General features: G+C 34.6%; 25 protein-coding genes and 1 tRNA gene. 11 read left to right on the forward strand and 15 right to left on the reverse strand.

What is annotated here, in order from left to right:
* Window positions 1-8: 8 nt before the first annotated feature.
* The 7 genes from pyrH (at window position 9) to JJL45_RS02050 (ending at window position 8,956) form a co-directional block, all read left to right on the forward strand.
* Complete coding sequence (gene pyrH / locus JJL45_RS02020) at window positions 9-716, forward strand: UMP kinase (RefSeq protein ID WP_067145107.1); 708 nt, start codon at window positions 9-11, stop codon at window positions 714-716.
* 39 nt (window positions 717-755) lie between these two features.
* The gene (gene frr, locus JJL45_RS02025; RefSeq protein ID WP_067145109.1) at window positions 756-1,313 is read left to right on the forward strand and encodes a ribosome recycling factor; all 558 of its coding nucleotides are present in this window, start codon (window positions 756-758) and stop codon (window positions 1,311-1,313) included.
* 56 nt (window positions 1,314-1,369) lie between these two features.
* Window positions 1,370-2,644, forward strand: coding sequence for a hypothetical protein (locus tag JJL45_RS02030; protein ID WP_068601020.1), 1,275 nt, complete (start codon window positions 1,370-1,372; stop codon window positions 2,642-2,644).
* Window positions 2,645-2,690: 46 nt separating this feature from the next.
* The gene (locus tag JJL45_RS02035; RefSeq protein WP_068601018.1) at window positions 2,691-5,099 is read left to right on the forward strand and encodes an efflux RND transporter permease subunit; all 2,409 of its coding nucleotides are present in this window, start codon (window positions 2,691-2,693) and stop codon (window positions 5,097-5,099) included.
* A 125-nt stretch (window positions 5,100-5,224) separates the two neighbouring features.
* Window positions 5,225-6,658 carry an asparagine--tRNA ligase gene (gene asnS / locus JJL45_RS02040; RefSeq protein WP_068601730.1) on the forward strand — a complete coding sequence of 478 codons (1,434 nt, stop codon included), beginning with the start codon at window positions 5,225-5,227 and terminating at the stop codon, window positions 6,656-6,658.
* A 232-nt stretch (window positions 6,659-6,890) separates the two neighbouring features.
* Window positions 6,891-8,351 carry an RNA polymerase factor sigma-54 gene (rpoN, locus tag JJL45_RS02045; protein ID WP_068601015.1) on the forward strand — a complete coding sequence of 487 codons (1,461 nt, stop codon included), beginning with the start codon at window positions 6,891-6,893 and terminating at the stop codon, window positions 8,349-8,351.
* Window positions 8,351-8,956, forward strand: coding sequence for a hypothetical protein (locus JJL45_RS02050; protein ID WP_068601013.1), 606 nt, complete (start codon window positions 8,351-8,353; stop codon window positions 8,954-8,956). Before rpoN ends, JJL45_RS02050 begins: the two co-directional genes overlap by 1 nt.
* Before the next feature lie 158 nt (window positions 8,957-9,114).
* Here JJL45_RS02050 and JJL45_RS02055 read toward each other — a convergent pair whose 3' ends face one another.
* The 11 genes from JJL45_RS02055 to JJL45_RS02105 form a co-directional block, all read right to left on the reverse strand.
* The gene (locus JJL45_RS02055) at window positions 9,115-10,290 is read right to left on the reverse strand and encodes a C45 family autoproteolytic acyltransferase/hydolase (RefSeq protein WP_202664219.1); all 1,176 of its coding nucleotides are present in this window, start codon (window positions 10,288-10,290) and stop codon (window positions 9,115-9,117) included.
* 158 nt (window positions 10,291-10,448) lie between these two features.
* A complete protein-coding gene (locus tag JJL45_RS02060; protein WP_068601009.1) occupies window positions 10,449-11,093 on the reverse strand; it encodes a hypothetical protein in 645 nt (214 codons plus the stop codon).
* A 169-nt stretch (window positions 11,094-11,262) separates the two neighbouring features.
* Window positions 11,263-11,598 carry a hypothetical protein gene (locus JJL45_RS02065; RefSeq protein ID WP_068601006.1) on the reverse strand — a complete coding sequence of 112 codons (336 nt, stop codon included), beginning with the start codon at window positions 11,596-11,598 and terminating at the stop codon, window positions 11,263-11,265.
* A 27-nt stretch (window positions 11,599-11,625) separates the two neighbouring features.
* A complete protein-coding gene (locus JJL45_RS02070) occupies window positions 11,626-12,318 on the reverse strand; it encodes a porin family protein (RefSeq protein ID WP_068601004.1) in 693 nt (230 codons plus the stop codon).
* 102 nt (window positions 12,319-12,420) lie between these two features.
* The gene (locus tag JJL45_RS02075) at window positions 12,421-12,897 is read right to left on the reverse strand and encodes an ExbD/TolR family protein (protein WP_067145129.1); all 477 of its coding nucleotides are present in this window, start codon (window positions 12,895-12,897) and stop codon (window positions 12,421-12,423) included.
* A 23-nt stretch (window positions 12,898-12,920) separates the two neighbouring features.
* Window positions 12,921-13,508: an ExbD/TolR family protein gene (locus JJL45_RS02080; protein WP_068601001.1), complete on the reverse strand. Its 588-nt coding sequence runs from the start codon at window positions 13,506-13,508 to the stop codon at window positions 12,921-12,923.
* Between the two features lie 4 nt (window positions 13,509-13,512).
* Window positions 13,513-13,944 (reverse strand): hypothetical protein, encoded by a 432-nt coding sequence (locus JJL45_RS02085; protein ID WP_067145133.1) that lies wholly within the window; start codon window positions 13,942-13,944, stop codon window positions 13,513-13,515.
* A 27-nt stretch (window positions 13,945-13,971) separates the two neighbouring features.
* Window positions 13,972-14,742, reverse strand: coding sequence for a MotA/TolQ/ExbB proton channel family protein (locus JJL45_RS02090; RefSeq protein WP_068600999.1), 771 nt, complete (start codon window positions 14,740-14,742; stop codon window positions 13,972-13,974).
* A 75-nt stretch (window positions 14,743-14,817) separates the two neighbouring features.
* Window positions 14,818-14,905, reverse strand: a tRNA-Ser gene (locus tag JJL45_RS02095).
* 73 nt (window positions 14,906-14,978) lie between these two features.
* Window positions 14,979-16,010: an asparaginase gene (locus tag JJL45_RS02100; RefSeq protein ID WP_068600997.1), complete on the reverse strand. Its 1,032-nt coding sequence runs from the start codon at window positions 16,008-16,010 to the stop codon at window positions 14,979-14,981.
* A gap of 3 nt (window positions 16,011-16,013) precedes the next feature.
* Window positions 16,014-16,781 (reverse strand): TatD family hydrolase, encoded by a 768-nt coding sequence (locus JJL45_RS02105; protein WP_082935846.1) that lies wholly within the window; start codon window positions 16,779-16,781, stop codon window positions 16,014-16,016.
* Window positions 16,782-16,865: 84 nt separating this feature from the next.
* On the opposite strand from JJL45_RS02105, the gene JJL45_RS02110 reads away from it, so the two are divergent.
* On the forward strand, window positions 16,866-17,309 hold the full coding sequence (locus tag JJL45_RS02110; RefSeq protein ID WP_067145140.1) for a retropepsin-like aspartic protease: 444 nt from the start codon (window positions 16,866-16,868) through the stop codon (window positions 17,307-17,309).
* Between the two features lie 9 nt (window positions 17,310-17,318).
* Window positions 17,319-17,963 (forward strand): response regulator, encoded by a 645-nt coding sequence (locus JJL45_RS02115; RefSeq protein WP_067145142.1) that lies wholly within the window; start codon window positions 17,319-17,321, stop codon window positions 17,961-17,963.
* Window positions 17,964-18,447: 484 nt separating this feature from the next.
* Here JJL45_RS02115 and odhB read toward each other — a convergent pair whose 3' ends face one another.
* Together odhB and JJL45_RS02125 are read right to left on the reverse strand one after the other, a co-directional pair.
* Window positions 18,448-19,656 carry a 2-oxoglutarate dehydrogenase complex dihydrolipoyllysine-residue succinyltransferase gene (odhB, locus tag JJL45_RS02120; protein ID WP_068600992.1) on the reverse strand — a complete coding sequence of 403 codons (1,209 nt, stop codon included), beginning with the start codon at window positions 19,654-19,656 and terminating at the stop codon, window positions 18,448-18,450.
* A 35-nt stretch (window positions 19,657-19,691) separates the two neighbouring features.
* The gene (locus tag JJL45_RS02125; RefSeq protein ID WP_068600990.1) at window positions 19,692-22,436 is read right to left on the reverse strand and encodes a 2-oxoglutarate dehydrogenase E1 component; all 2,745 of its coding nucleotides are present in this window, start codon (window positions 22,434-22,436) and stop codon (window positions 19,692-19,694) included.
* Between the two features lie 157 nt (window positions 22,437-22,593).
* Here JJL45_RS02125 and JJL45_RS02130 point away from each other — a divergent pair, with 157 nt between their 5' ends.
* Complete coding sequence (locus tag JJL45_RS02130) at window positions 22,594-23,127, forward strand: alpha-ketoglutarate decarboxylase (RefSeq protein ID WP_317191978.1); 534 nt, start codon at window positions 22,594-22,596, stop codon at window positions 23,125-23,127.
* 123 nt (window positions 23,128-23,250) lie between these two features.
* Window positions 23,251-23,751 (forward strand): c-type cytochrome, encoded by a 501-nt coding sequence (locus JJL45_RS02135; protein ID WP_068600987.1) that lies wholly within the window; start codon window positions 23,251-23,253, stop codon window positions 23,749-23,751.
* 151 nt (window positions 23,752-23,902) lie between these two features.
* Here the strand turns inward: JJL45_RS02135 and JJL45_RS02140 are convergent, their stop codons facing one another.
* Complete coding sequence (locus JJL45_RS02140) at window positions 23,903-24,196, reverse strand: F0F1 ATP synthase subunit epsilon (protein ID WP_068600985.1); 294 nt, start codon at window positions 24,194-24,196, stop codon at window positions 23,903-23,905.
* Between the two features lie 103 nt (window positions 24,197-24,299).
* A complete protein-coding gene (gene atpD, locus JJL45_RS02145) occupies window positions 24,300-25,808 on the reverse strand; it encodes a F0F1 ATP synthase subunit beta (RefSeq protein ID WP_068600983.1) in 1,509 nt (502 codons plus the stop codon).
* Window positions 25,809-25,922: the final 114 nt, after the last annotated feature.

Below are 25,922 nucleotides of genomic sequence, written 5' to 3' on the forward strand. Positions count from 1 at the left end.
TCCATTCCATGAAATACAAAAGAATACTCCTAAAACTCTCAGGTGAAGCCTTAATGGGAAATCGCCAATACGGCATCGACCCAGATCGTTTAGCAGAATATGCTCAAGACATTAAAACCATTACCGACAAAGGTGTAGAAGTTGCCATTGTAATTGGTGGAGGTAATATATTTAGAGGTGTTGCTGGAGCAAGTAAAGGTATGGATCGTGTACAAGGTGACCATATGGGGATGTTAGCCACGGTTATAAATGGCTTGGCTTTACAAGGTGCTTTAGAAGATGTAGACATTCCAACACGATTACAATCGGCCATCAAAATTAACGAGGTTGCCGAACCGTTTATTCGTAGAAAGGCCATTCGTCATCTTGAAAAAGGACGCGTTGTTATTTTTGGAGGTGGTACAGGGAACCCTTATTTTACAACCGATTCTGCAGCCGTTTTAAGAGCTATTGAAATTGAAGCGGATGTTATTTTAAAAGGAACACGTGTAGATGGTATTTACAATGCAGATCCTGAAAAAGATAAAACAGCCGTTAAATTTAACAGCATTACTTTTGATGATGTGTTACGTAAAGGCCTTAAAGTTATGGATACAACAGCCTTTACCTTAAGCCAAGAAAACGAATTACCAATTATTGTTTTCGATATGAATACCATTGGCAACTTACTTAAAGTTGTTTCTGGAGAAAATATTGGAACCGTTGTTAACATATAAGACTTACTTTTTTTGATTTAATACAAGAATTTTAAAATCATGGACGAAGACATTAAATTTATATTAGACAGTACTAAAGAGGCAATGGAAAATGCCATTACTCATTTAGAAAAACAATTTGTAAACATTAGAGCAGGAAAAGCAAGTCCTGCTATGTTAGGTAGTGTTATGGTTGATTACTACGGTTCACAAACACCATTAAGTCAAGTAGCCAATGTAAATACGCCAGATGGAAGAACCATTACGGTACAACCATGGGAGAAAAACATGTTGCAAGAAATAGAACGCGGTATTGCTTATTCTAATCTTGGTTTTAATCCGATGAATAATGGTGAAACCATCATTATAAACGTACCACCATTAACGGAAGAGCGTCGTAAAGATTTAGCCAAACAAGCCAAAGCTGAAGCTGAAGATGCTAAGGTGAGTATTAGATCGGCGCGTAAAGAAGCCAATAACGATCTTAAGAAAAACGATGACATTTCGGAAGATTTAAAAAAGAATGCCGAAATAGATGTACAACAATTAACCGATAAATACGTTAAAAAAGTTGACGAGGTCTTCGAGAATAAAGAAAAAGAAATCATGACCGTATAATATGAAAAGCGACAGTATTGTCGCTTTTTTTAAATCCTTATTTTCAGTCGGCCCTAATGCTAAAAAAATGTACGTTTTTATTGTTGCTCCTATTCTGCTCTACCTTTGTGGAAGCGCAATCATTTACCGAGCAACCACAAAAAACTTCTAAAGACACATTAAAAAAGCATTTGCTCCTAAAAAGTATTGGTACAGGTTATTTCCCGACCAAATATTTCAATTTTGATTTAAGATACCTCATAAAATTTAATCAATTTGAAGGGATTAGAACCGGGATTGGAGGGGTCACTAATGACAAGTTTTCAGAAAAATACCGTCTAAATAGTTATGGTGTTTATGGATTTAGAGATCACCGCTTTAAATTTAGTATTGGCGGCGGTATGCGCCTAATTAAAAAATCGAACACCTGGTTAAACTTTGCTTATACCGACGACCTTCAGGAAACAGGAAGCACAAAATATATTACTGACAATCGTGTCTTTCAATTTTTTGAACCTCGTTTGCTTAACATCGATTTATTTTACAAGTACATTAGTAAATCTTTAACCTTCGAACATCAAATATCTAATCACTTATTGAGTAAAGTTGAATTTGCTGTAAGTGACATCGATCCTACTTACGATTATGCCTACGCCCTAGACGATCAGCTTTATACTACTTATAATTTAAGCACAGCCATTATAGGATTTCAATGGAGCCCATTTAGTAAATTTAAGGAGACCCCTTTAGGAACACAAGAAGTGAAATCGGGTTTTCCAAAATTTTCATTTCAATATACCAAAAGTTATCACGATGTTTTCAAAGGTGATTTTGATTTTACCAAATTAGATTTTAGAACCATTTTTGAACTGGGTCAGGAAAACAGTCATTTTGCACAAATCATTTTCGTTTCGGGAATGGCTATCGGCGATACACCGCTAACCCATTTATACCATGCCTACCCTAATAATATTAGAAAAGAAAAAATCCTTGAACGCTTTTCCATAGCAGGTTTAAATAGTTTTGAAACCATGTATTTTAATGAGTTCTTTTCAGATAAGTTTTTTACGTTTCAATTAAAATATTTCATAAAACCCTTTCATGTTACAGAACGATTTAGGCCTCAGGTTGTATTAATAACGCGTTATGCATTAGGCGATATGGACAACATAGACCGACATCAAGACGTTACTTTCGACACTTTAAATTACGGCTATACCGAATCTGGATTTGAAATCAACAAACTACTTTATGGATTTGGATTAAGTTTCACCTACAGGTATGGGGCCTATTACCTTCCTACCTTTAGCGACAACATTGCTTTTAAATTCACATTTAACGTCTCATTATAAGGTATTATGCTCCTTTTTTCTAACTTTGCCCTCATTAAATTAACGCATGCTTAAACTATTTACTGAAGATTTTTGGGACGCAGTCGCTAGACTCATTTTACGAAATAAAATAATAATACTTATTTGTATTATCACAGCGACTTTCCTTTTAAGCTTGAATTGGAAAAACATGCGCTTCACTAATACCGAGGCCAATTTACTCCCAGATGATCATGAAGTAAATCTAGCATACAATAAATTCTTAGAAACCTTTGGTGAAGAAGGTAACCTTATTATTCTTGGCGTTAAAGACCCAAGTCTTTTTACCGTTGAAAAGTTAAACGCTTGGAACAATTTAACCACCTCATTTAAATCAGCTCCAGAAGTTGAATCGGTGCTATCTATTAAAGATCTTCAAAAACTTGTAAAAGATAGCGAACACGAAAAATTCAAACTAGAGCCTTTCATTAAAGATTCGGTAAGTTCCGTAGCAGAAATTGAAAAGCTGCAATCGGATTTATTTGAAAAATATCCTTTTTATGATGGTTTTTTATTCAACAAAGAGACCAAAACCATTAGGTCGGCCATTTATTTAAAGAAAGACATTGTAAACACGGCTGCACGGAAAAATTATATTCTCAACGATTTTATCCCTAAGGTGAAAGCATTTGAAGAGGCGCAAAACTTACACGTTCATGCTTCAGGAATGCCTTATATTAGAACGCTTAACGCTCAAAATATTATTGACGAAATAGGACTCTTTCTTGTAGCAGCCTTATTAGTTACCTCGCTCATATTTTTCTTCTTTTTTAGATCATTTAGAGCCACGCTTATTTCTATAATTGTTGTTTGTATAGGCGTGATGTGGACCTTTGGTATTTTAGGTTTCCTGGAATATGAAATAACGGTTTTAACCGCTTTAATTCCGCCGCTTATTATTGTCATTGGGATACCTAACTGTATCTTCCTTATAAATAAATATCAGCATGAAGTTAATCTTCATGGAAACAAGGTAAAATCATTACAACGTGTCATTACAAAAGTTGGTAACGCCACGTTAATGACCAATGTGACTACAGCTTCTGGTTTTGCGACTTTTATACTTACCGAAAGCAAGCTTTTAAAAGAATTTGGTATTGTAGCATCCTTGAGTATTCTAGCCATTTTTATACTATGTTTACTTATCATCCCTATTATATACACATTTTTACCATTCCCGAAAGACCGCCATTTAGAACACCTCAATAGACGCTGGATTGGTGGTTTTGTAGATTGGATGGAACGCATGGTAAAACACCGACGCATTACCATTTATATCACGTCTCTTGTTTTACTTATAGCCAGTATTATTGGTGTTTACCAAATTAAAATATCAGGTAGTCTTATTGAAGACATGCCTCAAAAATCGGAGTTTATTAAAGACATCCGTTTCTTTGAACAAGAATTCAATGGTATTATGCCTGTTGAAATCATGATTGACACCAAACGTAAAAAAGGTGTCATGAAACGTTCTACCTTAAAACGTATTAACGACTTAGAAGAACTGATTATTGATATACCAGAATTATCGAAACCTATTTCGGTAGTTGGGTTAGTAAAATATTCGAAGCAAGCTTACTATAACGGAAATCCTAAATACTATCAATTACCTACGGCTCAAGAAAATAGTTTTATACTTTCTTACGCTAAAAATTCGACATCAAATTCGGATATCGATTTATTAAAAAACTTCGTTGATTCTACTGGACGATATGCACGTATCACCACTTTCATGAAGGATATTGGTACAGATAAGATGGAACGTATCGAGGAAAACCTTCAAACTAAAATAGACAAAACTTTTCCTAAAGACCGCTATGATGTCACCATGACTGGTAAAGCATTAGTTTTCCAAAAAGGGACAAAATACTTGGTAAAAAACTTAGTCATTTCACTCTCACTAGCCATTGTATTAATTGCTTTATTTATGGCTTTTATGTTCCGATCAGGGAAGATGATTATTATTTCTTTAATCCCCAACCTTCTACCCCTAGTAATCACCGCTGGTTTGATGGGCTATTTGGGCGTGCCTTTAAAACCGTCAACCATTTTAGTGTTTAGTATAGCCTTTGGAATATCGGTAGATGACACCATTCACTTTTTAGCAAAATATCGTCAAGAGTTACAAGCCAATAAATGGAAAATCAAAGTATCGGTTTACGGGGCACTACGCGAAACTGGTGTGAGTATGTTTTATACCTCTATCGTGCTTTTCTTTGGGTTCTCTGTGTTTACCATTTCTAGCTTTGGTGGTACTGTAGCCTTGGGCGCTTTAGTTTCGGCAACCTTACTATTTGCCATGTTGGCTAACCTACTGCTTTTACCATCTTTATTACTGTCTTTAGAACGTAGTATTGCAAACAAAAAGGAATTTAAAAAACCAGCTATCGATGTGATTCCTAAAGAGGATGACGATAAAAACACACAGAATTACTAAAACTCACCGATTACAATTTAGCACCTTTTACTGCTTATATTTAGAAATTCAATATCACTTTTTAGTTTTATTATTTCAATTTTAATGATATAATGCTTTATATTTACAGTTCAAAACTTAAACCTATGCAACTAAAAACCATTTCAGATTTATTAACACAAAATACGGTAATCCCAGAAGTGGAAATAAAAGGGTGGGTAAGAACTTTTAGAGCAAACCGTTTTATTGCTTTAAATGATGGTTCTACCATAAATAATATACAATGTGTAGTAGATTTCGAAAAGTTTGATGAAGCTACTCTAAAACGTGTCACTACGGGTGCTGCCATTCATATAAAAGGTGAATTAGTAGAAAGTCAAGGTAAAGGTCAAAGTGTAGAAATTCAAGTCGCAAGCCTTGAAATTTTAGGAGATTCCGATCCTGAAACTTATCCCATTCAACCTAAAAAACACTCTTTCGAATTTTTAAGAGAAAACGCCCATTTACGTACTAGAACCAATACTTTTAGTGCCGTAATGCGTTTAAGATCGTCACTTTCATTTGCCATTCATAAATACTTTAATGAGCATGGTTTTTACTACATGCATTCACCAATTATTACTGGAAGTGATGCTGAAGGCGCCGGTGAAATGTTTAAAGTTTCAAGTTTAGATCCTAAAAATCCGCCTTTAACTGAAGAAGGCAAAGTGGATTATACTAAAGATTTCTTCGGAAAGGAAACCAATTTAACGGTTTCCGGACAGTTAGAAGCTGAAACCTATGCGATGTCTTTAGGTAAAGTTTACACTTTTGGTCCTACATTTAGAGCTGAAAATTCTAATACATCACGCCACTTGGCAGAGTTTTGGATGATAGAACCCGAAGTTGCCTTTATGGATTTAGCTGGTAATATGGATTTGGCCGAGGACTTTATGAAATCGGTGATTAAATACATCTTAGAACATAATCGTGAAGATTTAGAGTTTTTAGATCAACGTTTACAGGAGGAAGACAAAAAGAAACCACAGGCTGAACGTAGCGATATGTCTTTAATTGAAAAATTAAACTTTGTTACCGACAACCATTTTAAACGTGTTAGTTATACCGAAGCTATTGATATACTACGTAATTGTAAGCCCAATAAGAAAAAGAAATTTAAATACCTTATTAACGAGTGGGGTACCGATTTACAAAGTGAGCACGAACGTTACCTTGTAGAGAAACACTTTAAATGCCCTGTAATTTTATTTGACTACCCAGCGAATATTAAAGCCTTTTACATGCGTTTAAACGACGATGGTAAAACCGTAAGAGCCATGGATATTCTTTTCCCTGGAATTGGCGAAATTGTTGGTGGTGCACAACGCGAAGAGCGACTAGACATTTTAAAAGAAAAAATGGCCGCTATAGATATCCCTGAAGAAGAACTTTGGTGGTATTTAGATTTACGTAAATTTGGAACCGCTGTTCATTCTGGCTTTGGACTAGGATTCGAACGTTTAGTCATGTTTGCCACAGGTATGAGTAATATTAGGGATGTTATTCCTTTCCCTAGAACGCCTCAAAATGCAGAATTTTAAAGCATTTTTCTAGTTCATAACAAACTAGAAGTATCTTTTAAAAACATACATATCAAATAACTTAGACCATTAATATTCTAGGTAGCCTAAATATCCCATGCTAGCAACAAGCTGTAAGTCATGGGATTTAAACTTCTCATTAGAAATAGCTTGACCCTAATAGAAGAAAGCATACGATCTATTCCACTTATTAAGCGATTTTAATTATTTTTGGTTAATGTAATTTCAAATCATGCTTAAACAACATTTACAATTTAAATTATCTCAAAAACTGTCGCCGCAGCAAATTCAATTAATGAAATTGATACAGCTGCCTACGCAAGCTTTTGAACAGCGTTTAAAGCAAGAGTTAGAAGAAAACCCTGCCTTAGAGGGTGGTAAAGAAGAAGCCTTAAACGACCTAGACTCCGAATTTGATAATTCATCTGAAGAATATAACGACAACGAATCCATCAATACCGATGACATTAATGTTGACGAATATTTAAGTGACGACGAGATCCCTGAATACAGAACCCAAGCTAATAATTACAGTAGTGATGATGAAGAAAAAACCATGCCTTATGCTGCAGGAACATCGTTTACTCAATATTTAATTAACCAGTTAAACACTTATAGATTAACCGACGAAGAACGTGATATTGCAGAATTTTTAGTAGGTAGTGTCGATGAAAGTGGTTATATACGCCGTGAAATAAGTGATATCATGGACGATTTGGCCTTCACTCAAAATGTTTACACCAGTGAAGAAGCCATATTAAGAGTACTTAAAATTGTACACCAATTAGACCCTGCTGGTGTTGGGGCTCGCAATTTACAAGAATGTTTAAGCATTCAATTACACCGAAAAAATAAAACCGAAGATACCGATTTGGCTATTGCCATTATTGATAAAGCTTTTGATCAATTTACTAAGAAGCATTACAAAAAATTGATTCAAAAATTTAATATATCAGAGGAACAGCTTAAAGGAGCCATCACCGAAATTGAGCATTTAAATCCGAAACCAGGCGGATCGTACGCAGGAAATAATCGTATTGTAGAGCACGTCGTTCCAGATTTTGCCATTAAAATTGTAGATGGTGAATTAGAATTGTCTCTTAACGGAAGAAACGCTCCCGAACTTCATGTCTCTAGAGAATATAACAACATGCTGAAGGGTTATAAAGACTCAAAAGAGAAGTCTAAATCGCAAAAAGATGCTGTGATGTTCATCAAGCAAAAATTAGATGCCGCCAAATGGTTTATTGAAGCCATTAAACAGCGCCAGCAAACCCTGTTTGTTACGATGAGTGCGATTATGCATTATCAAAAAGATTATTTTCTAACCGGAGATGAACGCAACCTGAAACCCATGATCCTAAAGGATATTGCTGACGAAATTTCTATGGATGTCTCGACCGTATCACGTGTAGCCAATAGTAAATATGTGGATACCCCATATGGTACCAAACTCATCAAAGAATTCTTTTCGGAATCGATGAAAAATGATCAAGGTGAAGATGTTTCAACTCGAGAAATCAAAAAAATTCTTGAAACTGTTATTGAAGAAGAAAATAAGAAAAAGCCATTAACCGACGAAACGCTAGCGTCAATTCTGAAAGACAAAGGCTATCCAATCGCTAGAAGAACCGTTGCCAAGTATAGAGAACAATTAGACATTCCTGTAGCGCGATTACGTAAAAAAATATAATGGATAAACTACTAAAGAGTATTTCGTATATTTTTCATCCGCTATTAATGCCTATTGCTGGTGTAGCGTTTTATTTTGCTAAGTCACCACGGTTTATTCCTTTTGATATTATTTCAGCGAAATTAATTTCCTTATTTATTTTAACTGTAATCCTGCCTATTTTACTGTATTTATTACTAAAAATCACAGGGCGTGTGAACAGTATTCGATTAGAAACAGCTAGGCAAAGGGTGTTACCTTTAATGCTGAATTGCATCATACTACTTTTGGTGATAAAAAAAATTACAACACCCAATCAATCCATTGAGATTTACTTTTTCTTTCTGGGTATTCTCATTTCAAATATGGCGTGCCTGTGCTTGGCTATGTTCGGATTTAAGGCCAGTATTCACATGATTGGAGTAAATGGCTTAGCCATGTATTTTATTGCCCTTAGCATACATTACAGCATTAATATAAACGGTACTTTAGCTTTAATGGCTCTAATAATTGGCGCTGTAGCCACTTCTAGACTTCACTATAAAGCCCATAATTTCATAGAGCTCGTTATAGGCGCTTTTATAGGCTTTATTCCTCAATTGATACTTGTGCCCTATTGGCTGTAAAAAATTGAAAGGTTGTTTGCCTAAAGAGCCACAATTATGAAGAGTTTAGGATGTTTAAACTTGAAACTAGGATACACGCACAGAATAGAAAACCCGATTGTGTTTTCATAAGCACACAAGAATTAGCTATTAAATTTATATTACAGTGGCATTTGTGATTATTTCCTCTCTGTAAAATCAACTCTTTTATATTCAGACTCATCAGGTGGGCCAGCAAGAATTTGAATATACGGATTTTCTGAAAACGTCATAATAATGGAGGCAAATGTAAAACCATAGCCATTTTCACTATATGTATTACACACAGGGTTATCCTTATCATCTCTTGAGCGCAAGGCTTCTTTTATAAGGCTATCATCTATATTTTGACTAGACGTCATTCTATTTTCAATAGCCTCGAGACGGAGGTAACTGTTGGAGTTTTTTGGTTTTAATTCTTCCTTCAATTTTGGACTGTATTTCTCAAATCCTTTTTTAATATCATCATTTACAATAGGATGATTTGTATGGTATACGGTTCCATTTTTATTCTTTGGATCAAATCGAACTACTTTATGAGCTGATGCTTCAAAATCAAACACTTCACCTCTAATTCCTATAATATAATTCTGTCCAGAAGCATGATTTACGTTTTGAATAAAGGCTAATACGTCTTCTCTATCTGTGGAATTAATAATGCGTCTAATAACAAATGCAACAGGTAATCCCGTAGAGGATGCCTTAAGTTCCATAATGGTATTAACACAAACACCTACTCCCTGTTCATTCATTCCGTTCAAGGCTATTAATCCAGGATGGGTTAAGATTAATTGCTCAGGTCGATTATCCGTTCTTTTTAAACGCATAAGCACCTGAAAGCCTTCAGTATAATTTTCAAGGTCCATATTTTGGGATATATACCCAGGATTTCCATTGCTTGCTGGAACACCAACACCACTACAATGATGATTCATTTGAAGATCTACAATGTAAACCCAAAACTCATCAAGCAGGTTTAAAACTAGAACATCATTTAACTTCTGTTCAGACCCATCGGCAATACCTTTAATTTCCTCAAACAATTCTGGCGTCCATTTCTTAATGGCTTTATCAAATTTAGAATATTCGAAGAAATTTTTTAGGATTATATCTGCATCTTTTCCTAAGGCCGATGAAGCATTCTTTTTCCAAGCTACTATAATTTCACCTATTTCTTTTTTTAATGTCTTTCCATGTTGCAGTCCAAGTTCATAACCTTTTCCTGAAAAAGTAACTGTCTTTAATTCTCTATCAGATGTTTGCCCAAAACATCCTACAGTTATAATAAGTCCTAGTAAAATTATTAGTTGTTTCATATTACCTGTATTATACTATTGCTAATTGTTTCGTGTATGATTAGTGGCGTGATGTAGAACGAAAGTTAACAAATAATAACCGAATAGAATATTCCGCAGGAATATTCGTAAGCAAGCTCGAACAAGCCATTAATTATACACCTTGTTGGTATTAGTTTTTATTCCGCGAGGTAATTTCCGTTTGCCCATTTTATTGTTGGTTCAATCCATTCTTTTAAAGGTTTAAATAAAAATCCGTGTCCCATTCCTGTTTTCAGTTCGATTTCTTTAAAGTGTTTTATTTCGCAATTCGAGATTTTCTTTCGTTCCAATGAAGAGACTCCAAATGGGTCTGATTTTTCGTAAATCGTTAAAATATTTCCGCAAAAATTGATTTCAGGTATATTTTGAATATCGCTATTCCTAAAACTTGCAATAAATACAAAATTCAAATCTTGATTATTTGCTAAAGTCGAAACGTATTGAGCAATATATCCGCCTTTTGAAGTTCCAACCACAGTAATTTTTCTCGGTTCTATTCTGTTTTTTATTAAACTGTCAATTTGGGTTATAATTCCGATTGCGTATTCTCTTGCGTTAACATTTCCACTCCGTTTTTCGCTTATTACTTTAAGACCTTCTTTTTTAAATTCAGCAATAATTTCGTTGTATTCAGTTCTTCCAAATTCGGGATGCAATTCATTCAGATCGTGTTCTTCTAAAAATCGGTTGTGAAGGAAGAAAATAAATCGGTCATCATTTTTGCTTCCGCATGCAAATAAAGTTGAGCAAAAAAGAATTCCGATTAATAGATTTATTTTCATTGATTTACGATTTTCTCAAATTGTAGGCAACGTTTATGTGTATGGAAAGTTGCGTGCTTGTGTGCGAGGATTTTCCGAAGGAAAATCAGAAGCTAGCAAACGAGCGACTAACATTGGTTTAGCTAAAACTAGCAATTTTTTATATACTGTGTTGTGCAACGTATTTTAATTATATATTTAAGTTTTGAGTCATACTATTCCTATTTTGAATAAACTTAGCTTTACTCTCATTAAAACATTTCTTTACTTCTTTTTTAAAGAGATAATAACTTTCAAGGTTAATAGGTTCATTTGACAGATATTTACCTTTAGTAAAATATTCGTAAAATCTTTTTTTTATAATATCCGTTGCATAGGATTTTATAGTTTCGATAGGTAAGTTCATTTCAGAAACTCTTTTTTTACAATATAGAAAGACTTCTGGTTTATATTCTTTACCAGATTCAATTACTTCAATTAATTTAATTGCATCTAATTCTCCGTAATATTTTTCTAAATCGACCATTTATTAGGTGTTGGGTATGTTGCACAACTACAGAATATAAAAGATAAGTCCCATTTTAATGATACTCATATCTATGGATTCACCATCTAGCTTTGCTGAATCAGAAAATAAGGGATTAAGCAGATAGTTAACATGTAAATTCCATGTATTATAACCTACACTTAAGGTTAGGCCATATTGAAAATTATTAAAGTCGGGGTTATTTGCATAACGAAAACTTCCCAGATCACCTTTATAATTTGATATATCGCTTATAACATAGCCTAATTTAAAGCCTGTATAGATTCTCCAAAAGGCAGATTCGGTAGGTGTAGAAGTCCGCCAACGATACTCTATAGGCAATTCGATAAGGTGAAAAGTAAATTTATTTTTAGAAAAGGAACTATCTCCATCAATAACTTCATATATAAAACTCCCATCAACATCTTCACGAACCAATAAATTTTGATTGTATGAATCGGCAGCGTAGCCTAGTCCTACTCCAAAAGCTTTATTTCTTGCTTTATTAATAGGCATATCTTTAATATACCCTAAACTCAAACTCCAAGAAAACCCATTTTGAGATAGCCCTTCTGGTCGTTTGCTAATAAAGTTATAAGTAATTCCTGCATAAAAATGGTCCTCCTTATAAAGCGAATCGACTTCCACAGTTGTGACGTCCTGTGCCGTACATAGGAAGAAACTATGAAGCAGAAATATTGTAAAGACCAAGTACTTCATTAAATCAGAATCGGTTTAAAATTAAAATATTAAAGGTATTAAAAAATAAAAGGCGTTTTGAGAAAATCAAAACGCCTTTTATTATAAAATTAAGAATGTAAATTAATCTCTTCCAAATACACTACCTTTTTTGGTTGTGTAATTTATTTTAAGGGCATTAACCTTACGTAGTTCTTGTTTAATATCACTAATTAATCCCATGTTAGCACCTTTATCTACTTTTAAAGCAGTGGTTAAAAAAGGAATTAATTCTTCTCTTTTAGAAGCTCTTTCTGCAGCAATAAAGGCAGCAATTTCTTTAACATCGGCGAACTTATCATTCAACTGAATTTTAGCCTCTGTACCGTATTGCTTATAATTTTCGCTTGGTTTTCCTGCATAAATATACATAACCAAATCTTTCTTATCCAGCTTTTCTACTTGATCTGCAAAAGGTAAATTATTCTCAATCATTAAAGTGTTTTGCCTCATTACAGTGGCCACCATAAAGAAGAATAATAACATAAATACAATATCAGGTAAAGCTGCTGTGTTTACTGCAGGTACGCCTCCGTCTTTTTTCTTTTTAAATTTAGACATATAGTTTAAACGTTATTTTTAATCTATTGAACTTCTGAAAGTTTTTGAGGATAATCAAGCTTAATTTGCTCAATTTGTTCCTTTAACTTTTCTTTATTCCCAGGCCAGTTAACATCATTATAGTTGGCTTCCATTTCTTTAAATGATTTCCCGTATAATGATTGCGCCCTAGAATCTCTTAATTCGTTATACGCTGCTACCAATTCATTTTGTACAGCAATATAAGTTTTATAAGAGGTCTCACGTTCATTCTTAAGCGAAATAATAGCTTTATCTGGATTATCAGATGAAGCTGGATCCTTTTTTCCTGAACAATAATCGCATGATCTATCACCGCCATTATCTAAAAACTCCTTAGCAGCTTGTCTTAAATCTTTAAGCTCCATAAGTTCATCTTCAACAAGCAATTGATCTTTACCATTTAATAAAACGGTGAAGATGTTTTTTTGCTTGATAACAACATCGACATCAGATTCTTCCATTGGAGGAAGTTTACGGTTAATACCTGAATCTGTTTCAATAGTTGTTGTTACTAAGAAAAATATTAATAGTAAGAACGCGATATCGGCCATAGAGCCTGCATTTACTTCTGGTGATGCTCTTTTCGCCATAATTTTATTTATTAAATAATTTTTTCGCTCCTCCGTAAAGCATTGATCCAATAGCTAAAGCTGCAAGGATGTAAAATGCATACAATCCAGCTCCAACATTTTTAGATGTTGCTTCAGTGATATCTAAACCTTTATCTGTAAAAGGTTTTAAGTTTAAATCTGTTCCAGAAGATATTCCGTAAGAAATCACAATAATTAATGCGAAAGCACCAACAGTCATGATTGTCTTTTTAATATTACCAGCAAACAGGCCTTTAATTACAAACAATAGTACAAGCAACAATACGATACCTAATACGATGTAGGCAATATACAGCATGTTTCCACTCATACTTAAAGCAGTCTCATCGTCACCTGCCATAATCATTAGTGCGAAAATGGCACCAATAATAGCAAGAGCGAAAGCCACTATTTTTAATACTTTATGTAAACCCATAATTTTAGTCTTTTAAATTTGTTACTCTTACTTTTTGTGTCTGATTAATAGATCCATTAACGTAATAGAAGCATCTTCCATGTTGTTAACGATACTATCGATCTTAGCAATAATGTAATTGTAAAAAATTTGAAGTATAATCGCTACTACAAGACCAAATACTGTTGTTAAAAGTGCTACTTTAATACCACCAGCTACAAGAGAAGGTTGCATATCACCAGCTGCTTCAATTTTATCAAAGGCTTGAATCATACCGATTACCGTCCCCATGAAACCAAGCATTGGTGCAAGAGCGATAAATAAAGATATCCAAGATACATTCTTTTCTAACTGTCCCATTTGTACACCACCGTAAGCTACAACAGCTTTTTCAGCAGCATCAAGACCTTCATCAGTTCTATCTAAACCTTGGTAGTAGATAGATGCTACAGGTCCTTTTGTGTTTCTACAAACTTCTTTAGCTGCTTCAACACCACCTGATGCTAATGCGTCCTCAACATCTTGAGTTAATTTTTTAGTATTTGTAGTAGAAAGGTTTAAAAAGATAATTCTCTCAATAGCAATTGCTAAACCTAGAATTAAACATAATAATACGATCCCCATAAATCCAGGACCACCTTCAATAAATCTCTTTTTTAATTCTTGGTGAAACCCTAAAGTTTCAGCAGGCGCAGCGTCATCTTGTGTAATAGTTGTTGCTACTGTTGTCGTAGTAGTTGTACTTGCAAGTGTAGTTGCATTAGCAGTTCCAAATACCATCATTCCTGTTATGGCAAGGATAGAAAATAATCTTTTCATGTTCTAGATCTTAATTTTATTAGTTAAAGGGTTAAAGATAAAAAAAAAAAGCAATTAAACTGCAAAAAATCACAGCAGAGAGGAAGGGATTCGAACCCTCGATACCCTTTTGAGGTATACACACTTTCCAGGCGTGCGCCTTCGACCACTCGGCCACCTCTCTATTGTATGCTTATTTTTTTTCGGGGATGAAATAACAAAAAATTCTTTGAACCCTAAAATTTTGAAGGTTAATTTTAAGACAATTCTCCGCGTAAAGGCGTTTCATACATGGTTTTGAACCGATTACCCGATATTTCTTTCCCTAGTAAAAACATTAATTTCCCTAGAGCTGCTTCGGTGGTAATGTCTTTTCCAGAGATCACGCCAATGTTTTTTAAAGCACTACTGGTTTCATAATGCCCCATCATAACACTTCCTCCTACACACTGTGTAATATTTATTATATGAATACCTTTTGAAATATTTTCTGTTAAAATATTTAAAAACCAAGATTCGGTGGTACAATTTCCAGCGCCATATGACTCTATAATAACCGCTTTTAGGTTTGGAGTTTGAAATATACTTTGAATTACAGCTTCAGTAATACCTGGATATACCTTTATTAGGGCAATATTATTGTCTAGTTTTTTATGAACTTTAAGTTTTTTACGTGTATTGGGTTTAAACAAATACTCATAATTTACCTTGAGGTGTACACCCGATTCAGCCAAATCATGATAGTTAAATGATGAAAAAGCTTGAAAATCTTCAGCATTTAATTTCGTTGTTCTATTAGCGCGATATAATTTATATTCAAAATACAAACAAACTTCCTGAATAACAGGCTTTCCTTTAGTTTGCAATGAAGCCACCTGAATAGACGTAATTAAATTTTCTTTGGCATCGGTTCGTAAATCTCCAATAGGTAATTGAGAGCCTGTAAACACCACAGGCTTTCCTAAGTTTTCCAACATAAAACTCAAAGCTGAAGCGCTATAACTCATCGTATCACTACCATGAAGTACAACAAAACCATCGAAATCATCATATTGATCTTCTATAAGTTCTGCGATTTGAACCCATGAATCGATGTTCATGTTACTAGAATCAATAGGTTCTTCAAAAGACACCGTATCGATATCACAGTCCAAAAGTTTTAATTCTGGAATTTGATCGAGTAAGGTTTTAAAATCGAATGCCTTTAAGGCCCCTGTTTTAAAATCTTTTACCATCCCAATGGTTCCACCTGTATAAATGAGTAATATTTTTACTTTCGAACTTTTCATATCCTATTTATTAAAGACCTCTACCGAATTCTTTGTGGTTATTTCTGCAATTTCCTCTATGGATTTACTATATATCACGGACAACTTCTCTAAAACCTTTAGTATATATAAACTTTCGTTCCGTTTTCCGCGATACGGTACTGGTGCTAGATAGGGCGCATCCGTTTCTAAAACAATATGTTTAAGATCAATATTATTGAGAAACTGATCTATTTTACCATTTTTAAAAGTGACTACCCCGCCGATCCCTAGTTTCATATTATAAGAAATGGCTTGATGAGCTTGTTCTAAATTTCCGGTAAAGCAATGAAATATACCAAATAAATCATCGGACTTCTCACTTTCAAGAACTTCAAAAATCTCATCGAAGGCTTCACGGCAATGAATTACAATGGGTAATTTATATTTTTTCGCTAAGCGGATTTGATAAATAAAAGCCTTTTTCTGAATGTCTAATGTAGTTTTATCCCAGTATAAGTCAATCCCTATTTCACCAACAGCATAAAAAAATCGATTTTCTAGCATGTCTTCTACATGTTGAAGTTCGGCCTCATAATCTTCCTTAACATGTGTAGGATGTAAACCCATCATTAAGAATACATTTTCAGGGAAACGGGTTTCTAATTCCAGCATCGATTGAGTATATGCAGAATCTATGGCTGGAATGAAAAACCTTGAAACGCCTTGATCTATGGCTCGGGTAATCATCTCCTCACGATCGTCATCAAAAGCTTCACTATATAAATGGGTGTGTGTGTCTGTAATTATCAAAGGCAAAAATTTAAATTAAACGGTAATGGCTTTTGGCAAAAATAATCGTTTTTACATGATTATATTTGTATAAAACATGATGATATGGAAACGCTTCAACAATTTCTTACTGATAAAGGGTATTCTAAGATAAAACTACACCTTACTAAAACAAATCATTTTGAAATTAAGGCCTCCATAAATGGGAAAAAAGGACTTTTTATTTTAGACACCGGAGCTTCGAATTCCTGTGTTGGTTTTGAAGCCATTAAATCCTTTAAACTAAACGCCGAAGATTCCTTAATTAAAGCTGCTGGTGCAGGTGCCACTGATATGGAAACCAAACTCTCTAAAAAGAACAAAATAAAAATAGGAAAATGGTCTAGTAATAAGGTTGTATTAGTTTTATTCAACCTCAATCATGTGAATGCTGCATTAATTAATCACAATTCCAAACCTGTAGATGGCATTATAGGGGCCGATATTTTAAAAAAAGGGAAAGCTGTAATAGACTACGAAAAGAAATACTTATATTTAAAGCTGAGTTAATAGCAAAATATGAAAAGTTCTATTGTAATTGCGGATGACCACCCCCTAATTTTACGTGGACTACTAGATTTTTTAACCACAGAAGGTTATCCAATTTTAGGAAGTTCTAGTGACGGGCAAACGGCATACAACCAAATTGTAAAACACAAACCTGAAGTCGCCATATTGGATATTAATATGCCAGTAATGTCGGGACTTGAAGTAGCTGAACTCTGTTTAAAAAATGCTTTACCTACTAAAGTGGTTCTGCTTACTTTACATATTAATGAAAAATACTTCAATCAAGCGCTTGAATATAAAGTACAGGGTTATATTCTAAAAGAATTAGCCATAGAACAAATTGAAGAATGCATTGAGCAGCTTAAACAAGGTAACACTTACTTTAGTCAGGAAATTGATGCTTATTTAGATCCCGATCACATAGATAACCAGCCAACTGATGCTATGCGCCAGTTAACTAAATCGGAGTTAAAAATAGTAAAACTGATTTCAAAGCATAAGTCAAGTCACGAAATCGCCGAGCATTTATCTATTTCTGTTAGAACAGTAGAAAAGCACAGAAGTAATATTGTAAAAAAATTAGAGATTAATAACAGACCTACTTCTTTAGCTATCTGGGCTTTAATAAATAAAAGGTTACTATTCAAACTTTAAAAATACAGTAAATTTAATTTTTAAATTTCACAAGAGAAAACCTAATGCTTTTACGCTTTCTCTTGTAAAATCATTAGTTAAATTAAGCTAAAACCCTACAATTCAGTGTCTTTTTATGAATTTTCTTAAGTAAATCACAATGATTTCTTAAAATTACGTAGAACTGCGTATTTGTTATTAAGGTATAAGCCACTATCTTCGTATTGCTATTAATTCTTTTGAGAGAGAATTTTTTTTAACACTCTGCACTGGAAACAGTGCAGGGTTTATTAAGAAATCCTCTTAAAACTAAAAACATTACTCTCATGGAAAATAACACATTCAACAGGTACTGTACAATTGGTCTAACACTCCTTATTGTTTTTATACTCAGTATAAACATTTACGTGTTTTTCATTTAATGCTATTATCAACTAAACTATATTAAAAAAGGGCCCTGAAATAAATTCAGCGCCCTTTTTTGTTTGTTATAATAACTATAGACTTATAATTCTAAAGCCTTTTTAATATCGTTTTCCATTAGAATTTCAGTAGGGTTCTCTAAAGCTTCTTTAACAGCTACAAGGAAACCAACACTTTCTTTTCCATCAATAATTCTGTGGTCGTAAGATAGTGCTACGTACATGATTGGTCTAATTTCAACTTTACCATCGATAGCTACAGGTCTTTCAACAATGTTATGCATACCTAAAATTCCACTTTGAGGAGGATTGATAATAGGCGTAGATAACATACTTCCAAATACACCACCATTAGTAATAGTAAAGGTACCACCAGTCATTTCATCAACAGTAATTTGACCGTCTCTTGCACGTAATGCTAGACGTTTTACTTCGGCTTCAACACCTCTAAAACTTAAGTTTTCAGCATTTCTAATAACAGGAACCATTAATCCTTTAGGTCCTGATACTGCAATACTAATATCACAGAAATCGAAAGAAAGCATTTCTTTACCACTAATCATTGAGTTTACTGCAGGGTACATTTTTAATGCTCTCACTACAGCTAATGTAAAGAAACTCATAAATCCTAATCCAACACCGTGTTTAGATTTGAAGGTTTCTTTATACTCTGAACGTAAAGCAAAAATTGGCGACATATCAACTTCGTTGAAAGTCGTTAACATAGCTGTTGTATTTTTTGCTTCTACTAAACGCTCTGCTACTTTTCTTCTTAGCATCGACATTTTACTAGTCGTGCTTGTTCTTGATCCTCCAGTTGGTGTTCCCATAGAAGGTACGGCATTAATCGCATCGTCTTTAGTAACACGACCATCTTTACCTGATCCAGAAACAGCAGATGCTTCAATACCTTTTTCGGCTAATATTTTCTTAGCTGCAGGGCTTGCGCTTCCTGTGGCATAAGTTTTAGCTTCAGGAGTCGCTTTTGGAGCTTCAGCAGCTGGAGCTTCTTCTTTCTTTTCTTCCTTTGCAGGAGCGTCACCTTCAGGTTTTTCAGCACTAGTATCGATTAAACAAACCACGGCGCCTACTTCTACAGCATCACCTTCTTCCGCTTTAAGCGTAATTATTCCGCTAACTTCAGCAGGTAATTCTAGGGTTGCTTTATCACTATCAACTTCAGCAATAGCTTGATCTTTTTCTACGTAATCTCCATCTTCAACAAGCCATGTTGCAATTTCAACTTCTGTAATAGATTCCCCTGGTGAAGGGACTTTCATTTCTAAAATCATTTTTTATAATTTTAATGGTATCTTATTTCTTTAATCTAACTTTTTATATCAAATACAGCATTAATAACTTGTTGCTGTCTTCTTTTATCTCGAGTACTTGACCCTGGTGCAGGCACAGAGTTATATGGTCTTGAGCAAACTTCAAGTTTTACAAGTTCCATACGTTGTGCAATATGCATCCAAGCTCCCATGTTTTTAGGTTCTTCTTGTGCCCAAATATATTTCTCAACATTAGGGTAACGTTTTATTACCGCATCTATTTTATCGATGTGCAATGGGAATAATTGCTCGATTCTAACTAAAGCAACTTCTTCGGTTCCTAATTCTTCGCGTTGCGCTAATAAATCGTAGTAGAATTTCCCTGTACAGAACACTAATTTTTTAACGTTCTCTGGATTGATCGTATCATCAATAACTTCCTGGAATTCTCCTGATGCTAATTCACTTATGGAAGATACGGCTTTTGGGTGACGCAATAAACTCTTAGGCGTGAATACGATTAAAGGTTTTCTAAAATCGCGTTTCATTTGACGACGTAACAAGTGGAAAAAGTTTGCTGGCGTTGTACAATCGGCAACAATCATATTATCGTTTCCACATAACTGTAAGTAACGTTCTATTCTTGCAGATGAATGCTCAGACCCTTGTCCTTCGTATCCATGAGGTAATAATACAACAATACCATTTTGTGATTTCCATTTATCTTCTGCAGCCGATAAGTACTGGTCGAAAATAATTTGGGCACCGTTACTAAAATCTCCAAACTGCGCTTCCCAGATGGTTAATGTATTTGGATTGGCCATGGCGTAACCATAATCGAAACCTAACACACCGTATTCTGATAGGAAGGAATTGTAAATATACATTTCCCCTTTATTGGCTGGGTTTGTGTTTAATAAATTGATACGCTCTTCAGAAATTTCATCACGTAAAATCGCGTGTCTATGACTAAAGGTTCCACGCTCAACATCTTGACCTGAGATACGTACATTAAATCCTTCTTCTAGCAAACTTCCGTAAGCTAAAGTTTCGGCCATACCCCAATCTAAAGTATCGGTTTCAAAAACCATTTTTGCTCTTCCGTCAAGAATTCGTTCAGCTTTACGTAAAAACTTTACACCTTCTGGAACGGTAGACACAATTTTTGAAATCCCTTCTAATTTATCTTTAGCATAGGCTGTATCGGCAGGCTCTAACATGGCATCAACACCGCGACGTACAAATCCGTTCCAACGCTCCATCATGAACTCGCGAACTTTAGAAGAATCGTCTTCTTTAGATTTTGTATAAGCCGTTTCAAGCGTTTCTTTAAACTCTTCAACAATTTGAGTTGAATATGCTTTATCTATAGTGTTTTCAGCAATTAACTTATCCGAGTAAATTTTAAACGGATTGGCATGCTTTGCAATATGTTTATATAAATTAGGTTGTGTAAACCTAGGCTCATCACCTTCATTATGACCATATTTTCTATAGCCTAATAAATCGATATACACATCTTTTTTGTAACGCATTCTGTATTCTAATGCTAGCTCAACCGCGTGAACTACAGCTTCAGCGTCATCTGAATTAACATGTAATACAGGCGACAAAGTAACTTTAGCGATATCTGTACAGTAAGTACTAGATCTTGCATCTAGATAGTTGGTAGTAAATCCTACTTGGTTATTCACAACAACATGAATAGTACCTCCTGTTTTATATCCGTTTAGCTGACTCATTTGAGCAACTTCGTAAACCACACCTTGACCTGCTATGGCAGCATCACCATGTACGATAATTGGAATGATTTTAGAATCATCACCATCGTAATCATTATCGATCTTCGCTCTAGTGATCCCTTCGGCAACCGGGGCAACAGTTTCTAGATGCGATGGATTAGGCACCAAGTTCATTTTGATAGTCTTACCGTTTTGGTATGTTTTATCAAGTGTTAAACCTAAGTGGTACTTAACATCACCATCGATATAAGCATCTTCAAAATCTTTACCATCAAACTCACTAAAAAGCTCATTCATTGGCTTTCTAAAAATATTAACCAAAGTACTTAAACGACCACGGTGCGCCATTCCTAGAACACACTCTTTTACATCGTATTTTTTAGACGCATAAAAAAGCACATTACTAATAGCAGGAATTAGAGATTCTCCACCTTCTAATGAAAAACGTTTTTGCCCAACATACTTGGTCTGCAAGAAGTTTTCAAAAGTTACGGCTTGATTTAATTTAGAAAGAATATACTTTTTAGTATCTGCCGAAAAGGTTGGGTGATTATCATTTTTATTTAATTGATCTTGCCACCACTTAATAACCTCCGGGTTTCTCAGGTACATATACTCCACACCAATAGAACTGCAATAAATACGTTCAAGGTGCTTTACAATTTCTCTTAATGTTTTAGGTCCGACACCCAAAACTTCACCAGCATTAAAAAGTGTATCTAAATCGTTTTCGGAAAGATCAAAATTACTTAATTCTAAAGTTGGGGTATAGCTTCTTCTGTCGCGAACAGGGTTGGTTTTGGTGAACAAGTGTCCACGCATTCTGTACCCATCAATCAGTCTTAATACATTAAATTCTTTCTGAACATGTTCTGGTATTTGTGTTGAAACACCTTCAATAATCTCACCGTCTAACCCATAGTTCTCTGTTCCAAAGTCGTAACCTTGAAAAAAGGCTCTCCAACTAGGTTCTACACTATCTGGGTTTTCTAAATATTGATTATATAAGTCAGAAAAATACGCCGTGTGTGCGGCGTTTAAAAAAGAATATTTATCCATTGTAAGTTAAAGTCTCCTGTAGTTTTTTCAAAAAAAATATTTCTCAAAAATACAACTTTTAGTAAAATTAGATGATTCTTTGCCTATATTTATGGCAGTTCATCTTCATTTCGCGAATATGATCAAAATAGTGTTAATTTTTTAATATATTATTATTTTGAAGAAGACTTTATTTCATATTACTAAAAAAGCAAGCCTATTATGCCTTGTTTTTTCTTTCTGCTTTAACATTATTCAAGCACAACAAACTACAGGCGATTTTTGGGACCAGGTACGCTATGGTGGTAGCGTGGGTTTAAGCTTCGGCAATGATTTTTTTAGTGGTACGATTGCACCAAGTGCGATTTATCAATTTGATGAGCGTTTTGCCTTAGGTCTAGGCCTAAATGCCACATTTAACAGCCAAAAAGACCTATACAAATCTACCATTTTAGGTGGTAGCCTTATTGGTTTATACAATGTGATTCCTGCGATACAACTTTCGGCAGAATTCGAACAGCTTAATGTTGACCAAAATTTCGATGCTACTACGATTTACCGAGATGAAAATTATTGGGTTTCGGCACTATATTTGGGCGCTGGTTACCGCACCGGAAATTTTGCGTTTGGCGTGCGTTATGACGTGTTATATGACGACGATAAAAGCATTTATTTCAGCCCATGGTCGCCATTTTTCAGGGTGTATTTTTAAACCTTAGTAAAACAAACACAAAGCCACGATTATAAAAATCTCTTTAAAAAGGGTCGATAATTATGACAATTATCATAATTTCTAAAAATTAAGGCCATTACTTTTGCCATATTAATTATTTCTATGAAATCAGCTTTTAAAATTGTATTCCCAGTCATACTGACTGCCCTAATAAGTTGTGGTGATACTTCGGAGAAAAAAAAACCGGGTTTTACCTACGAAAACAAAACAACATCAGAATCTAGTGCTTCAGCTGCATCTGAAGAATTGCCGCCATCAAAAACGATAGATTTAACGAATAAAGGTGTTGGCCCTATTTCTAATATCATTTTAGATGCACAAATAAATACAGAACTAGCAAATCAAGGCGAAGACATTTTTAAAAGCACTTGTACAGCGTGCCACAGAACAGACAAAAAATTTATTGGTCCAGCACCGAAAGACATCCTAAACCGACGCACTCCAGAATGGGTTATGAACATGATATTAAGCCCAAATAAGATGGTTAAAGACGATCCTTTGGCCAAAGCCTTATTGGAAGAGTACCACGGCTCTCCAATGCCCGTTCAAATCACTTCAGAAGAAGAAGCTAGAGCGCTATTAGAATATTTTAGAACCCTTTAAATCTATCATAAACTTATTATTACACTTTACCAACAACAACTAAATTTAAACTCGGCAAAAGTCTGAATCCACCACATTTTACTTTTGCCAAAAACAAAAAACGCGAAGCCTATGCTTCGCGTTTTTAATTTATATCTTGTTGAAATTAAATTTAATCGGCTAAAATAATAGCTTTATTATCTTTCATTTCAAGTGTACCAGATTTAATATCAATTAGTAATACTTTTGTATCAACCATATGAGGTTTTACTTCTGGATGTAATTTATCGTAATCTAAATGGCTCTTAGTATGCACACGGATTTTAACAGTTCCAGCTGTTAAAAGCGATACTATTGGCGCGTGATTTTCTAACATTTGAAATTCACCATCAACACCTGGCACAGCCACAGATTCCACTTCTGAACTAAAAAAGGTTGCTTCAGGCGATACAATTTCTAAATACATAATTTTAGTTATTTGTTATTAGTTGATAGTTATTAGTTTCTTGTTATTGATTGTTAGTTTTCACATATCAACCAGAAACTAAAAACTAGTAACCGAAAACCTATTAAGCTTCTGCAAGCATTTTATCTCCAGCTTCAATAGCTTCTTCAATGGTACCTTTAAGGTTAAACGCTGCTTCTGGTAAGTGGTCTAATTCACCATCCATAATCATGTTAAATCCTTTAATAGTTTCTTTGATATCTACTAATACACCTGGAATCCCTGTAAACTGCTCAGCTACGTGGAAAGGTTGAGATAAGAAACGTTGTACACGTCTTGCTCTACCTACGGCTAATTTATCTTCTTCAGATAACTCTTCCATACCAAGGATGGCAATAATATCTTGTAATTCTTTATAACGTTGTAATAACTCTTTAACGCGTTGTGCACAAGCATAATGCTCTTTACCTAAAATATCGGCTGTTAAAATTCTTGAAGTAGAATCTAAAGGATCTACCGCAGGATAAATACCAAGCTCTGCAATTTTACGAGATAATACTGTAGTGGCATCTAAGTGGGCAAACGTTGTTGCCGGTGCAGGATCCGTTAAATCATCCGCAGGTACGTAAACCGCTTGTACAGATGTAATAGAACCTCTTTTAGTTGAAGTAATACGCTCTTGCATAGCACCCATCTCTGTTGCTAATGTTGGTTGGTAACCTACCGCAGAAGGCATACGACCAAGTAGTGCAGATACCTCTGATCCTGCTTGTGTAAAACGGAAGATATTATCTACGAAGAATAATACATCTTTTCCTTGTCCTTCACCAGCACCATCACGGAAATATTCAGCAATAGTTAAACCAGATAAAGCCACACGAGCACGTGCTCCAGGAGGCTCATTCATTTGTCCGAATACGAAAGTTGCTTTCGATTCTTTCATTTTAGACTTATCTACCTTAGATAAATCCCATCCACCATCTTCCATAGAATGCATGAAATCATCACCGTAACGGATAATTCCAGACTCTAACATCTCTCTTAAAAGGTCATTTCCTTCACGTGTTCTTTCACCTACTCCAGCGAATACTGAAAGTCCACCGTGACCTTTTGCTATATTGTTAATTAACTCTTGAATCAATACTGTTTTACCTACACCGGCACCACCAAATAAACCAATTTTACCACCTTTTGCATAAGGCTCGATAAGGTCGATTACTTTAATACCTGTAAATAAAACTTCTGTAGACGTTGATAAATCTTCGAATTTAGGGGCAGAACGGTGAATTGGTAATCCCGCATCTCCTGCTTTAGGTAAATCTCCAAGACCATCAATAGCATCTCCAATTACATTAAATAAACGTCCGTAAACATCATCACCAATTGGCATTTGAATAGGAGCACCTGTTGCAGTAACTTCAGTGCCTCTACTTAAACCATCAGAGGAATCCATTGCGATAGTACGAACGATATCTTCTCCAATATGAGATTGTACTTCTAATACTAAAATAGAACCATCGGCTCTCTTAATTTCTAATGAATCGTAAATTTTTGGAAGTTCTGATTCCGAAGCGAATTTAACATCGATAACCGGACCTACTATTTGAGCAACTTTACCTGTAACTTTAGACATTACTTATTTATTTAATTTTATGCGACTTAGTTGAGTGAAAACACTTTTTGTTTTCGCGCTGCAAAGATATATTTTTTAATTTAAAAAGAAAGTTGTTTTTATTGCTTTTTTAGA

The sequence above is a fragment of the Tamlana sp. s12 genome (assembly GCF_016767215.1).
Taxonomy (GTDB): domain Bacteria; phylum Bacteroidota; class Bacteroidia; order Flavobacteriales; family Flavobacteriaceae; genus Pseudotamlana; species Pseudotamlana agarivorans.

Excerpts from the sequence above, each read along its gene's own strand:
- JJL45_RS02140 (WP_068600985.1), bottom strand. The coding sequence starts at position 24,196 with ATGTATTTAGAAATTGTATCGCCTGAAGCAACCTTTTTTAGTTCAGAA.
- rpoN (WP_068601015.1), top strand. The coding sequence starts at position 6,891 with ATGCTTAAACAACATTTACAATTTAAATTATCTCAAAAACTGTCGCCG.
- JJL45_RS02065 (WP_068601006.1), bottom strand. The coding sequence starts at position 11,598 with ATGGTCGATTTAGAAAAATATTACGGAGAATTAGATGCAATTAAATTA.
- JJL45_RS02110 (WP_067145140.1), top strand. The coding sequence starts at position 16,866 with ATGGAAACGCTTCAACAATTTCTTACTGATAAAGGGTATTCTAAGATA.
- JJL45_RS02035 (WP_068601018.1), top strand. The coding sequence starts at position 2,691 with ATGCTTAAACTATTTACTGAAGATTTTTGGGACGCAGTCGCTAGACTC.
- JJL45_RS02050 (WP_068601013.1), top strand. The coding sequence starts at position 8,351 with ATGGATAAACTACTAAAGAGTATTTCGTATATTTTTCATCCGCTATTA.
- asnS (WP_068601730.1), top strand. The coding sequence starts at position 5,225 with ATGCAACTAAAAACCATTTCAGATTTATTAACACAAAATACGGTAATC.
- atpD (WP_068600983.1), bottom strand. The coding sequence starts at position 25,808 with ATGTCTAAAGTTACAGGTAAAGTTGCTCAAATAGTAGGTCCGGTTATC.
- JJL45_RS02030 (WP_068601020.1), top strand. The coding sequence starts at position 1,370 with ATGCTAAAAAAATGTACGTTTTTATTGTTGCTCCTATTCTGCTCTACC.
- JJL45_RS02055 (WP_202664219.1), bottom strand. The coding sequence starts at position 10,290 with ATGAAACAACTAATAATTTTACTAGGACTTATTATAACTGTAGGATGT.
- JJL45_RS02090 (WP_068600999.1), bottom strand. The coding sequence starts at position 14,742 with ATGAAAAGATTATTTTCTATCCTTGCCATAACAGGAATGATGGTATTT.
- JJL45_RS02100 (WP_068600997.1), bottom strand. The coding sequence starts at position 16,010 with ATGAAAAGTTCGAAAGTAAAAATATTACTCATTTATACAGGTGGAACC.
- JJL45_RS02135 (WP_068600987.1), top strand. The coding sequence starts at position 23,251 with ATGAAATCAGCTTTTAAAATTGTATTCCCAGTCATACTGACTGCCCTA.
- JJL45_RS02075 (WP_067145129.1), bottom strand. The coding sequence starts at position 12,897 with ATGTCTAAATTTAAAAAGAAAAAAGACGGAGGCGTACCTGCAGTAAAC.
- pyrH (WP_067145107.1), top strand. The coding sequence starts at position 9 with ATGAAATACAAAAGAATACTCCTAAAACTCTCAGGTGAAGCCTTAATG.
- JJL45_RS02115 (WP_067145142.1), top strand. The coding sequence starts at position 17,319 with ATGAAAAGTTCTATTGTAATTGCGGATGACCACCCCCTAATTTTACGT.
- odhB (WP_068600992.1), bottom strand. The coding sequence starts at position 19,656 with ATGATTTTAGAAATGAAAGTCCCTTCACCAGGGGAATCTATTACAGAA.
- JJL45_RS02060 (WP_068601009.1), bottom strand. The coding sequence starts at position 11,093 with ATGAAAATAAATCTATTAATCGGAATTCTTTTTTGCTCAACTTTATTT.
- JJL45_RS02125 (WP_068600990.1), bottom strand. The coding sequence starts at position 22,436 with ATGGATAAATATTCTTTTTTAAACGCCGCACACACGGCGTATTTTTCT.
- frr (WP_067145109.1), top strand. The coding sequence starts at position 756 with ATGGACGAAGACATTAAATTTATATTAGACAGTACTAAAGAGGCAATG.
- JJL45_RS02080 (WP_068601001.1), bottom strand. The coding sequence starts at position 13,508 with ATGGCGAAAAGAGCATCACCAGAAGTAAATGCAGGCTCTATGGCCGAT.
- JJL45_RS02070 (WP_068601004.1), bottom strand. The coding sequence starts at position 12,318 with ATGAAGTACTTGGTCTTTACAATATTTCTGCTTCATAGTTTCTTCCTA.
- JJL45_RS02085 (WP_067145133.1), bottom strand. The coding sequence starts at position 13,944 with ATGGGTTTACATAAAGTATTAAAAATAGTGGCTTTCGCTCTTGCTATT.